Raw genomic sequence first — 11,868 nt, 5'->3', positions numbered from 1 at the left:
TATGTTGACATTAAATGTGTATTATAAATAATTAGTTAACTTCGAACTTGTTTTATATGTTACGTGTTATTGCGGGTAAATATCGTGGAAGAAAAATAACTACAGGCAAGAATTTAGCTGCACGGCCCACTATGAGTAGTGTCCGAGAAGCAATATTTAGTATACTTTCTTCAAGAAAACCTATTTATAACCTAAATGTACTTGATTTATTCTGCGGAAGTGGCTCTTTTTCATTTGAAGCACTTTCTCGAGGTGCTAAACATGCATTCATGGTAGATTCAGATTATTACAATTTGCAACTGCCTAAAAAAACCGCAGAAGATCTTGGAATTACGAACGATATCACGTTAATTTGTTGCAATGCTAACGGATTACCAAGACCTATTTCAAAGTGCGATATAGTTTTTATGGACCCACCTTATAATATCAATCTGGTTAACTCAACTTTGGACGAATTAGCTCACTCAGGCTGGTTAAATGATAATGCGTTAATAATTCTAGAAATGAGGAAAAATGAAGGTTTTGAGTGCAATAAAAACTTCAATATAATTGTGGAGCGTACCTACGGTATTGCAAAAATAATTTTTCTTTCTTCACTCACTTGAATTTCTTTTGTAAACATCTATAGCTAAGCTAAGTAAGATTTTTCCGAGGACTGAAAGAAAAAATCAATAGCCGAATTAATATTGGGCCAAAAGCTTGGCAGCACTTTTCTTATGACATGCTTAATGGCAAACCAGAACTTCTCAATCGGATTTAAATCTTACTTTTATCCAATTACAAAACAGTGAGGTTATTAATAAACGGACTTATAGAAACTATTTTGTGAAACTTCGTTACCACAATATCCAACGCTTTTTCTAGGAATATCTCCGAACTTAGCATATCTACTAAAATTCTTGAATAAACTTGACATATTACCCCTCTAAAATAAAAACATAATTATCTTACTAATATCGCTTGTTTTAGAATAAATGCAATCACTACCTAACTAAATTATCTGTTGCGCAAAAGCACATATTACCATACCATCGAAAATAAAGAGGTCAGCATGAGTTTTACTTTACCTGAGTTGCCGTATGATAAAGCAGCTTTAGAGCCTTATATATCTGTAAAGACATTAGATTTTCATTATGATAAGCACCATAAGGGATATTTAAATAAACTCAACGAACTGGTTGAAAACACAGATTATCAACATATGGAAATTGAGGAATTAGTAACGAAAGTTCATGGAAATAATAATACAGTTCCTATTTTTAACAATGCAGCACAAGTTTGGAATCACACTTTTTATTGGAATTCAATGAAAAAGAATGGTGGTGGTAAGCCTCAAGATGATGGTCTTCTAGCAAAAAAAATTCAAGATGATATTGGTGGCTTTGATAAATTTTGTGAAGAATTTTCAAATTATGGAGTAAGCCAATTTGGTAGTGGATGGGTATGGTTAGTGCTTGAAAAAGGAAAACTCAAAATCACTAAAACTCCAAATGCGGACTTGCCGCTAATTTATGATCAAGTACCGCTGCTTACTATGGATGTGTGGGAGCATGCATACTATTTGGATTGCCAAAATCGTAGAATTGACTATATAAAAGTTTTTCTTGATCATTTGATCAATTGGGGTTTTGCAGAAGAGAATTTAAAAAAGAGTATATAAAATGAATGTACCACAGGTAACAAAATTAGATAATGGTCTGCGCATAATAACTGAGCGAGTGCATGATGTTGATTCTGTAGCTTTAAATATACGAGTTGGTGTTGGCAGTAGAGCTGAAAGTGCAAGTCAAAATGGAATATCTCATTTCCTAGAACACATGGCTTTCAAAGGAACAAAGACAAGAACTGCTTTTGAAATTGCAAAAGCTTTTGACGACATAGGTGGAGCTTTCAATGCCTGCACCGGTAGAGAAAGTACAAGTTATTACGCAAAGGTTCTTAAAAAAGATATAAAGACTGGCATTGATATATTAATAGATATATTAATGAATTCTATATTTCCAGAGGATGAATTGGAACGCGAAAAGGGCGTTGTAATACAAGAGATTTTTCAAACTAATGATTCACCGAGCGATATCATTTTTGATAAGTATTTTGAAGCAGCTTATAAAGATCAACCATTTGGTAGATCAATCTTGGGCACGCAAGATACTGTCAAATCTTTTACCCGAGCTAATCTAGATAACTACATAAATGAGCATTACTTTGGCGAGAACATTATATTTGCTGTTGCAGGAAATGTTGAACATGAGGAAGTTGTTCAATTAATCAAAGACTTTCTCTCAAAGATTCATTCAAGAGAGCTGAAAAAAAGCGAGAATGCAAGTTATACCGGTGGTGAGTATTTAGAACATCGTAAATTAGATCAAGTACATTTATTAATTGGTCTACCTAGTGTTTCTCGTGATGATAATAGATATCACACATTCAAAGTTCTTGATGCCATACTGGGAAGCGGAATGTCATCACGCCTATTTCAGGAAGTAAGAGAAAAGCAGGGTCTTGCTTACTCCATTTACTCATTCAACTCTAGTTATGCTGATACAGGAATGCTCTCCATTTTTGCCGGTACAGATAGTAGTAATCTAGATAAGCTTTTAAAATCCATAACGACAGAGCTAAAGAAATTGTCCACAGACGATCTGAAGGAAGAAGAAGTAAATAGAGTAAAAGAGCGAGTAAAATCCCAAATTTTAATGTCACGCGAAAGTGTTAGCTCGCGTGCTGAAACGTTAGGACATTACTACGGCAACTATAATAAATACATCAGTAAAAACGAATTAATAGAAAAAATTAGTGCTGTTACTATTTACGATATAAAAAAAGCAGCAGAAGAATTGCTATCTCAGCATGAAAAAATTACTTTAGCTGCGATTGGAGAAATTAATTCACTGCCAAGTTACGATAAAGTGGTTTCTATGCTTAGTGTACTTTAGTTATGTTGCTTATGCTCACTAAAAAGTTCAATGAATGGTTGCAAAATCCTTTCTATAAAAAGTTTGCTTTCTGATCCATAGTGTATACCACTAATCATTTTATTGAAAGTTTTTTCGCTGTTTTGTAAAAATAAATAGCTTTCTACTGATTGCACAATAGACAAGGCAGTTAAAATTCCTCCTGTCACTAAACAAGAAGCTATAGCAGGTACAGTACCTACTGCAATTCCAGTTGCGATCAATGATAAACCAGCTAAGAGTGTAAAGGCTGAAACGCAAAACGCTATTTGATGTTTTTCTTTACTTTTAACCATAAATGCCTCACAAAATTATATTTCTAGTATACCCGTATATATGCGGTACTGTCAAGTTTTTAAGGAAGATTAAAAAATGCAACGCACATGTGCAAAATATGAACTAGGTATATAATTCACAATGCAGCGGTATTTCACTAATCCAATTATTTTTTTCCTGATCTAGCCTATCATTCAATATTGCTTGTCTTATTGATTCCATCAACTTATTCATGAAGAAAACATTGTGAATGGTAATGAGTGTGTAAGCCAGCAATTCCTTCGCTTTTAGTAAATGGTGTATATAGGCTCTTGAATGTTTTCTGCAAGTAAAGCACAAACAGTCATTTTCAATTGGGTTATCATCTAGTTCGAATCGTTGATTTCGCAAATTAATATGCTCTTTACGCTTTGAAGAAATAGAATCTCTGTTTTTTACTTTAACAAGTGCGCCACCATGTCTTGCGAGGCGAGTTGGATGCACACAATCAAATGTGTCAACACCAAGCTCTACTCCACGAAAAATGTCCACAATTCCACCGATACCAAGCAAATGAGTAGGCCTCTCTTTTTTTAAACGTTCCATAGTAAAGGAAACTACGTCATACATCTGCTCTTTACTCTGACCAAGCGATCCACCTATTGCTTGACCAAAAAATGGCAAATTGTTGATAAAGTCACAACTTTCTCCACGTAAATCTTGATACACTCCGCCTTGGCTAATTCCATACAGCGCCTGTTTGCCATCATTATTTTTTTCAAACTCATTTAAAGAACGTTCAGCCCATCTGTGGCTCATGAGCATTGATTTTTTTGTGTATTCTTTACTGACATGGAATGGAGTACATTCATCTAAAACTAGGATTAAATCTGCACCTAATTTTTGTTGAATTTGTATAGACTTTTCAGGAGTTAGACAATAAGTTTTACCATTTATGTAAGAGCGAAAAATTGCCCCATCTTCGTTAATTTTGATCAGAGTTTTTTGTTTCTGTCTTATTCCCTTTATTTCTTCTGAAACTGACCCGTGTCCTAAACTAAATATCTGGTATCCACCAGAATCAGTGAGCATTGGTCCACTCCATCCCATCATCTTGTGCAATCCACCAAGTTTTGCTACGGTATCTTCTCCTGGTTGGAGCATTAGGTGGTAAGTGTTGGAAAGTATTATCTGAGTACCTGCTTCCCTGATTCTCTCAATATCTGCAGCTTTAATTGCAGCTTTGGTTGCACAAAATATAAATGCTGGTGTTTCTATATTTCCATTTGGAGTTTTAATTGTGCCAACTCTTGCAGAACCTGATTGCTTGGTTATCCTAAACGAAAACTTTTCCATCTATTTGCTTGAAAGCTCTGCTATGATATTTTCTACTTTTTCAGGAGTGAGGTGTTCATAAAAGTCATTATTGATCTGCACCACAGGGGCATTAACGCATGCACCAAGACATTCAACTTCCTTTAAAGTAAATAGATTATCTTTAGTGGTTTCACCGATATTGATCCCAAGCTTCTTTTTAAAGGTACTTAAAACTTCCTCGCTATTACATAACCAGCAAGGAGTTGTTCTACAAACTTGTATCAGATATTTACCTACTGGTTTTAAATTATACATGGTGTAAAAATTTGCCACTTCGTATACACGAATATGTGGAATATGCAGCATATCAGCAACATAACGCATAGCAGATTCAGAAACCCATCCGCATTGCTCTTGAATCAGATACAGTAAAGGCATAACAGCACTACCTTCTCTACCTTTAGGATACATCTCTATAGACTTTTTCGCTTTCTTCAGGTTATCTGATGTAAAACTAAACTCCTCTTCTTTCTCTTTCATCTAATAAGTCTCTTGTAAATCTCAACAAATTATACTTGAAGAGTTAACAATTGCAATTGTTGGTTTTTTGAGCTCTACAATATTATATCTGTAGAGTGGGTGCACCCAATTTGTGAATTCTTTACTGCTAATCATTTTCCATATTTCGCTTTGCAGATTACAAAGGTATTAATTTCTTAACTTTAATTAAAATTTTCATTGACATTAACACGTGGAAACAATCATAATAGCATTTTGTTAAGATTTTAAATATAATTATGTCTGTATTAAGTAGATTGCTTGGAGTTAATACAACTACACTGAAAGTTAAAGAAGCGATAGGTTTTAATCCAAAAAACGTAGGGTTGATTGAAGGAAATGGAGTTACTTATGGACTCAGCTATCAAGATAACGGCAATGGAAGCAGTAGAGTAAAATTACTTATTAGCCCATCATATCAATCAAAAACATACGAGTGTGATACAGGTGTCAACATAGCAAATGAATTTAAGAGCCAATTATCTCCCACACTAATAGAAAATTCAGCTGAAGTAGATAAAGTTGGAGTTATCTTTCCTACAGAAGAAATTAACAAAAAAGAAAAGTGCATCAAAGGCTTAACATTCAACACTTACGAAATCAAGCATTCAACTAATGTTCCCTTGGTTGAATACGTAGGAAAAGTAAAATTATACAAGAACATTGATATAAATAATCTTGCAAATGAAGACAATAGTTACTTTTTACCAAAAGCAGTAAAAGTTGGTAATGTTGTTGTAATTGCTCATAACTTAAAGGATCAAGCTTTAGTTTCTTGGTATTTAGAATCGAAAGGAGATGGAAAGTTCAGACCTTTACCTGGAGCAAAACACATTATAGAAAGAAAATTATTCAAATTTGACAATCCAGGGCAATTAGTACTAGATGAAAATACGATGCTTTATACACAGATAAAGCCTACTAAAAACCAAGAAGTAAGAACAAATATTTTTAAGTTCGATATGGCCAAAGTGGTTGAGGATCTAAAAAGTGGAAAGAAAGATGAATGTTTGCTTAGTAAGAAAGGATGCCAATTAAATATAGCACCATCTACTATCTATAATCCAGGAAAAATAAACTTTTTACAGTATGTAAGACGAACTGAAGGTGATGATTTAGTTGCTTTTCTTGAAAATGATCAATCTTCTAACATGCAAAAGTTACATTTAGCAAGTCTTGTTAAGAGTCGATCAAAGTCGAATTTTATTATTCATGAATTCAAAGATCCTGTAGATCAATTGTACGTTAAAGACAATGATCAGGGAGGTTTTATCGTCACTGCGGTAAGTGGAGAGAGTATTATAACTTTTAATAGAGAGAGCTCTGGAAAATCTTCTGAAGCAACGATAATACCGACAAGCAGTATCAAAGCTCTCAGTGATTTTGTTAATATCATTAACGGCCAATTGATGCCTAGTATTATTTCCAGCAGTACTGTGGCTCCTATAACTGTTACAGAGACGGTTGTGACTTCTAAGAAAACGACGACTGCTGCAATTACTAGCACAACAGAAACCGACACTGTAAAGACTACCAAATTAACAACAGAAGCATCAACTATCATTGTACCAACTTCCACAATGAGTAAATCTTCAACAGAGTCAACAACTCAGGCAAGTACAGTAACAGTGGAGTCAACAACAGTAGCATCAACTACCACTGCACCTACTTCTACAACGAGTAGGCCTTCAACAGAGTCAACAACTCAGGCAAGTACAGTAACAGTGGAGTCAACAACAGTAGCATCAACTACCACTGCACCTACTTCTACAACGAGTAGGCCTTCAACAGAGTCAACAATTCAAACAAGTACAGTAACAGTGGGGCCAACAACAGTAGCAAAAACAACTACTACTCCACAAGCGACCACAGTTGCTACAACGTCAACTAGTGCACCGATAGTAACTTCAGAAACTGAGACAAGTACTGTAAAATCTACAGCAGCGACTGTTGAGTCAACTTTTACAGCAAGCAGTACTACGATGAGTAAGCCTTTAACAGAATTAACAACTAAGATGAGTACGTCATCAGAACCAACAACAGTAGCTGAAACTATTGCGACCTCACAATCAACTATGATTACTACAATGCCAACTAATGCGCCAATAACAAACTCAGAGAAAACTATACAAACATTGTCCACTATATCAAATACTGGAACAAAGGTAACAACTCCTTTGTTCACTACAACTTTACTTCCTCAAACTACTCCTTCACCACAGCCCACTCAGCTTGCTATAGAGTCTAATAGGGCAGGAATGATAGGAGGGTCTTTGGTTGGGGCGATAATAAGTATTGCTGGAATTATAGGATTCATAGCATACAAATATGTTAAGGGTCGTAATGCTGCTCCTGTGTTAGAACTAACTAATTTCAATGATAGAAGGCGATCATCTTCAAGTGGCAATAGCGATGAAGAAATTTTTATCGCTAATAACAGAATAAGACATATATCTATGCGAACTATGGATCAATCTGAAACAGTGCTAAACAGTATATCGGTGGAGAGTAGTAGTCGGTCAAGAAGTAGCTCATCGTCTTCAAGCGGTGGACCAGGATCTTGACTGACTGAGCTAGAGTCTAAAAGTGAAAAAAGCTTATCTTGGGATAGCGATGATGTACCGGAATATCACCTTTAGCTATTTGTCTGAATGTTTTTAGTATGTAGACTGTTAGGAAATTTTCTTTTGCTTTTGTGATTTTAATGTTAAAGTATAATTTCTAGGTGGAATAAGTAGCTGCTGTTGTGTGATAAACACAGCAGAGGAAAGTCCGAGCTCCAAGAAAAGGTAGTGACGGGTAACGCCCGCCGGAGGTAACTCCAGTTATAGGGCTACAGAAAATTACCGCCTAAAATATTATTAGGCAAGGGTGAAAAGGTGTGGTAAGAGCGCACCATAACAATGGCAACATTGGTAGTCAAGTAACCAACACTAGGAGCAAGATTAAATAGAAGTAGATTTTATGTTTTTCTCATATCTACTCGGGTAAATCGCATGAAGTAAATGGTAACATTTACTCCAGATAAATAGCTACATAAACAGAACTCGGCTTATATTTCACCTAGTCAATACATGAATGTCAGCCGTACTATGTAAATGTATCAAACATTTCACATATCCTGTACGCTCAATTTGACCACCTATATTCCTTTTACTTCTTGGCTTATCTCTTTTTGTATTTCCTTTTGAACTTAACAAAGCTTTTCCTTTAACTCATCACCCTCTATCTCTAAAACCTTATTTTCTTACCTATAACTTTTTATCTTAGCTTACAACTTTTTTATTTTTTGTTGTAAATCTTTGTAAAGTTCTAAAAAACTGACCACGTTACCTCACTTTTACAATTGGTTTTTATCTTACCTATTTTGTTGCTTCAATGAATGGGTGAATAAAGCATTTCATGCGCTGTCCTTCACTTGTTCTGCTTGATAGTCACTACTGCTTTCGCTTATATTAGCACTAGAGTATTCTTCATCGTCAACATACTCTTTTAGAACATATCCTCTACCCCAAACGGTTTCTATGTGGCTTATTCCATCATTTGCACTTTCAAGTTTTTTACGTAATTTACACATAAAAACATCAACTATTTTGTTGTCTGAAGGTTCGTCCAAGCCATTGTAAAGATGGTTTAAAAACATTTCTTTTGTCAACACTGCTCCTTTACGCAATGCCAGCAATTCTATCATGGAATACTCTTTGTTAGTAAGGTGAACTGTTTTGCCTTTTACCTCAACAATCCTGTGATCAAAATTGATATTCATATTACCAATCTTTATCACTGATTCGGGATGACCTTTAGTACGTCGGACTATGGCTTTAATTCGAGCTAATAATTCGCTCTTGTGAAATGGCTTGGTTAAGTAATCGTCGGCACCATACCCAAGTCCTTTAGCTTTATGGTTGGCAGCGGAGATACACGAAAGTATTAAAACAGGAACTTTGATTTTTGCACTTCTTAATTTTAACAGTATATCATATCCGTCAATATCACCAGGCAAGTGTATATCTAAAATAACTAGGTCATAGTAATCTCCGTTTGAAGAAACCATATTATTGTTATAATCTTGTGCAGAAGTAACAACGTCGCAAAAATGTCCATCAGAAGTTAAGGCATTAACTACAGTCCTTGCACTTACTTGATCATCTTCAATTAATAATATACGCATATTTTACACCCCATAAATAATTTATAATTTTAGTAATATATATAACCAAGGAAAGTAACAAATCAAATTTTTATTAATGAATAATAGAAATTACACTTATTAATTAATAGTTAATGTGTCGTTCCAAAATTATACAAATAGATCTAAAATATAATAGATATACTATAATAATACTATTTTTAGTAAATATTGAATAGAAGCTATTTTTATTAAAAGAATACTTAGGTTAATAGATATTTAAACTATTTTATACTTTTATGTTATATTTTTAATTTACTTATTCTACAGTTTTAAATTATAAGTAATACTTTCAGGAATATTGAGTGGTAATATCAGTTTTAGGTGCTGGCGCATGGGGTACAGCAATTGCGATTTCATTAAGTAGTAAGAAAAATGTAATTTTGTGGACTCGCAATAAGGCCATATTTGAATCAATTAAAGAGAAAAGAGAAAGTGACAAGCTACCTGATTGTCCAATTTCTGATAATGTATCAGTAAAATTAGCTATTGAAGATGTAGTTAATGCTTCAGTAATAATTCTAGCTGTTCCCACTCAGTCTCTAAGGGAGATATGTCATCAATTGAATGATTGTAACCTAAAAAAAAATGTAGCAATAATTTTGGCTTGTAAGGGAATAGAAAAATCTACATTAAAATTACCTAGTGAAGTAGTCAATGAAGTTTTACCTAATAATCCTCTTGCTGTTTTTTCTGGTCCTAGCTTTGCTATAGAAGTTGCAAGAAAATTACCATATTCGATGGTCCTTGCATGTCAAAATGAAGTATTAGGTTCAAAATTAGTATCAGAGCTACAGCAAGAAAATATTAAATTGTACCTTAGTAGCGATGTTATAGGAATACAGGTTTGTGCAGCGTTAAAGAATGTTTTTGCTATAGCATGTGGGGTTGTTCTAGGTAGGTTTGGGTTTAATGCTCATGCAGCATTAATTACGAAAAGTATGAGTGAAATTAAGGCTTTATACTCAGCAAAAGTTGGTGACGGCAATGTAGATATAAATACACTACTTGGACCAGCATGCTTAGGCGATTTGGTTGTGACATGCACATCATTAAATTCGAGAAATCTATCTTTTGGATCTAAAGTAGCTAATAGTAATGGTTCTAGTGCTCAGCAGATTTTATCAGAAGGTAAGTCGGTAATTGAAGGTTTTAACACTGCTAAGTCTGCATTTGATTTAGCAGAAAAGCTAAAGATAAAAATGCCCATATGTGAAGCGATCTATAGATTGCTATATGAAAATACTTCTATAGAAGATACTATTTCTGTTCTTGTAAATTAGTTTTATATTTCGGTATATTGTGAAATTTTTATATAAATTAATATCAACATGGTGGCTATCTGGCACGGTAAAAAACATGCCAGGTACTATAGGCAGCTTGGCTGCTTACCCAATTGTTCCTATATTACTCAATGACAGAATTTTAGGTACAGCAATTATTTTTTTTTTATTCTTAGTTGGATTATGGTCTACAGGCAATTATATACAACATTACAAAGCTCCGCATGATCCAAAAGAGGTAGTAATTGATGAAGTAGTTGGTCAATTGCTGACAGTACTTCTGGTTTCAATATTATTAGAACAAGAAATGAATAGCTCTGTATTGTTGGTGTGCTTTTTCTCCTTTAGGTTTTTTGATATAATAAAAGTGTGGCCTATAAATTTGATTGATAAAAATACAAAAGGTCCTTTAGGTATTATGCTAGATGATGTTGTAGCTGCAATTTTAGCCTTTGTTTTTATAGGAGCCTTTTATTGTTTATTGTTGGTTTATGCAGAATAAAAAAATTTGTTATTCAAGCTTAATTATTCAGAACCTGAAGGATTATATACTTTATGCAACGAATTTGTCCAAGTGGGAAATACATGACGAATTTGATAATGTTATATTTACAGTAAATGGTACCAGAGAATCGTTATTTAATTTTGTGTTTTGTGAAGATCAATGTACTGAGCTTTCCATATGCAGAACTCTAGATTATCTCAAAGCACGAAATATAGAAGCAACATGGATAATAAGTCCACGTATAAAAATAGGGGGTACTTTAGAAAAATGCGAAATAAAACACGTTAGCACACCAAAAAAAGTTTTACTCAATATAAAAGATTATTTTTTGCCTGATGATGCTGTTCCAAATTTGAAGTTCAATGTTGTAAATAGTAGTGAGCTCTTAGAGCAATTAGATTTACACACTTCTAAAATTTTTTATCACAGAATTAGTATTGTTAGCACATTTTTTCGCCAATTATCGAATTGTGATGATAAGAGCTCAAGGTTAAGATTTTTTCTTGTAATGCTAAATAACGAAATTGTTGGAACATGCGGTCTTTATATTCAAGACAGCATAGCTGGTTTTTATAGCGATGGAGTTTTACCAATTTACAGGGGTCGTGGAATAGGAACTCAAATGGTTCTAGAAAGAATAAAGATAGCTAGGCAATTTGAATGCAAATACATAGTAGCACATTGCATGAAACCTTCTGTAAACCTTTATAAGAGATTAGGCTTTAGGGTATTGGGCAATCTTCACTTATATACCTCTTCAGTACAATCTCTTTGCTGAGAGGTTACAAATTTTTATATCTGTTTTAG

At 34.0% G+C, this 11,868-nt stretch carries 11 protein-coding genes and 1 other RNA gene; 8 read left to right on the top strand and 4 right to left on the bottom strand.

Going from position 1 to position 11,868, the window contains the following annotated elements:
• Positions 1-56: 56 nt before the first annotated feature.
• The 3 genes from rsmD to EJB00_RS05090 all read left to right on the top strand — a co-directional run bounded on the left by rsmD (position 57) and on the right by EJB00_RS05090 (position 2,936).
• Positions 57-605: a 16S rRNA (guanine(966)-N(2))-methyltransferase RsmD gene (gene rsmD, locus EJB00_RS05100; protein ID WP_015587896.1), complete on the top strand. Its 549-nt coding sequence runs from the start codon at positions 57-59 to the stop codon at positions 603-605.
• A gap of 446 nt (positions 606-1,051) precedes the next feature.
• A complete protein-coding gene (locus EJB00_RS05095; protein ID WP_015587895.1) occupies positions 1,052-1,660 on the top strand; it encodes a superoxide dismutase in 609 nt (202 codons plus the stop codon).
• A 1-nt stretch (position 1,661) separates the two neighbouring features.
• A complete protein-coding gene (locus tag EJB00_RS05090; protein WP_015587894.1) occupies positions 1,662-2,936 on the top strand; it encodes a M16 family metallopeptidase in 1,275 nt (424 codons plus the stop codon).
• On the opposite strand, the gene EJB00_RS05085 is transcribed toward EJB00_RS05090, so the two are convergent.
• The 3 genes from EJB00_RS05085 to nuoE all read right to left on the bottom strand — a co-directional run bounded on the left by EJB00_RS05085 (position 2,933) and on the right by nuoE (position 5,066).
• Positions 2,933-3,250 (bottom strand): WD_0736 family protein, encoded by a 318-nt coding sequence (locus EJB00_RS05085; protein WP_015587893.1) that lies wholly within the window; start codon positions 3,248-3,250, stop codon positions 2,933-2,935. The two genes, EJB00_RS05090 and EJB00_RS05085, sit on opposite strands and share 4 nt — an antisense overlap.
• A gap of 103 nt (positions 3,251-3,353) precedes the next feature.
• Complete coding sequence (gene tgt, locus EJB00_RS05080; protein ID WP_135353015.1) at positions 3,354-4,565, bottom strand: tRNA guanosine(34) transglycosylase Tgt; 1,212 nt, start codon at positions 4,563-4,565, stop codon at positions 3,354-3,356.
• Positions 4,566-5,066 (bottom strand): NADH-quinone oxidoreductase subunit NuoE, encoded by a 501-nt coding sequence (nuoE, locus tag EJB00_RS05075; RefSeq protein ID WP_015587891.1) that lies wholly within the window; start codon positions 5,064-5,066, stop codon positions 4,566-4,568. It lies immediately after the preceding gene.
• A gap of 257 nt (positions 5,067-5,323) precedes the next feature.
• Between nuoE and EJB00_RS05070 the strand changes: the two genes are divergently transcribed.
• Both EJB00_RS05070 and rnpB read left to right on the top strand, forming a co-directional pair.
• Positions 5,324-7,648: a hypothetical protein gene (locus EJB00_RS05070; RefSeq protein WP_136132835.1), complete on the top strand. Its 2,325-nt coding sequence runs from the start codon at positions 5,324-5,326 to the stop codon at positions 7,646-7,648.
• A gap of 157 nt (positions 7,649-7,805) precedes the next feature.
• Positions 7,806-8,155: RNase P RNA component class A (rnpB, locus tag EJB00_RS05065), an RNA gene on the top strand.
• Positions 8,156-8,484: 329 nt separating this feature from the next.
• Here rnpB and EJB00_RS05060 read toward each other — a convergent pair.
• Complete coding sequence (locus EJB00_RS05060) at positions 8,485-9,255, bottom strand: response regulator transcription factor (protein ID WP_015587889.1); 771 nt, start codon at positions 9,253-9,255, stop codon at positions 8,485-8,487.
• A gap of 323 nt (positions 9,256-9,578) precedes the next feature.
• Here EJB00_RS05060 and EJB00_RS05055 point away from each other — a divergent pair, with 323 nt between their 5' ends.
• Genes EJB00_RS05055 through EJB00_RS05045 form a run of 3 tightly spaced genes read left to right on the top strand, consistent with a single transcriptional unit; the run spans position 9,579 to position 11,839 of the window.
• On the top strand, positions 9,579-10,556 hold the full coding sequence (locus EJB00_RS05055; protein WP_015587888.1) for an NAD(P)H-dependent glycerol-3-phosphate dehydrogenase: 978 nt from the start codon (positions 9,579-9,581) through the stop codon (positions 10,554-10,556).
• Positions 10,557-10,575: 19 nt separating this feature from the next.
• Positions 10,576-11,058 carry a phosphatidylglycerophosphatase A family protein gene (locus EJB00_RS05050; RefSeq protein ID WP_015587887.1) on the top strand — a complete coding sequence of 161 codons (483 nt, stop codon included), beginning with the start codon at positions 10,576-10,578 and terminating at the stop codon, positions 11,056-11,058.
• Positions 11,048-11,839 (top strand): GNAT family N-acetyltransferase, encoded by a 792-nt coding sequence (locus EJB00_RS05045; RefSeq protein ID WP_135353017.1) that lies wholly within the window; start codon positions 11,048-11,050, stop codon positions 11,837-11,839. The genes EJB00_RS05050 and EJB00_RS05045 overlap by 11 nt, the downstream gene beginning before the upstream one ends.
• Positions 11,840-11,868: the final 29 nt, after the last annotated feature.

It is taken from the genome of Wolbachia endosymbiont of Drosophila mauritiana (genome assembly GCF_004795975.1).
Lineage (GTDB): Bacteria > Pseudomonadota > Alphaproteobacteria > Rickettsiales > Anaplasmataceae > Wolbachia.
The sequence above is the reverse complement of the archived record's forward strand: the minus strand, read 5'-3'. Positions and strand labels throughout refer to the sequence as shown.

Excerpts from the sequence above, each read along its gene's own strand:
- EJB00_RS05095 (WP_015587895.1), top strand. The coding sequence starts at position 1,052 with ATGAGTTTTACTTTACCTGAGTTGCCGTATGATAAAGCAGCTTTAGAG.
- EJB00_RS05060 (WP_015587889.1), bottom strand. The coding sequence starts at position 9,255 with ATGCGTATATTATTAATTGAAGATGATCAAGTAAGTGCAAGGACTGTA.
- EJB00_RS05045 (WP_135353017.1), top strand. The coding sequence starts at position 11,048 with ATGCAGAATAAAAAAATTTGTTATTCAAGCTTAATTATTCAGAACCTG.
- EJB00_RS05070 (WP_136132835.1), top strand. The coding sequence starts at position 5,324 with ATGTCTGTATTAAGTAGATTGCTTGGAGTTAATACAACTACACTGAAA.
- EJB00_RS05085 (WP_015587893.1), bottom strand. The coding sequence starts at position 3,250 with ATGGTTAAAAGTAAAGAAAAACATCAAATAGCGTTTTGCGTTTCAGCC.
- rsmD (WP_015587896.1), top strand. The coding sequence starts at position 57 with ATGTTACGTGTTATTGCGGGTAAATATCGTGGAAGAAAAATAACTACA.
- EJB00_RS05090 (WP_015587894.1), top strand. The coding sequence starts at position 1,662 with ATGAATGTACCACAGGTAACAAAATTAGATAATGGTCTGCGCATAATA.
- nuoE (WP_015587891.1), bottom strand. The coding sequence starts at position 5,066 with ATGAAAGAGAAAGAAGAGGAGTTTAGTTTTACATCAGATAACCTGAAG.
- tgt (WP_135353015.1), bottom strand. The coding sequence starts at position 4,565 with ATGGAAAAGTTTTCGTTTAGGATAACCAAGCAATCAGGTTCTGCAAGA.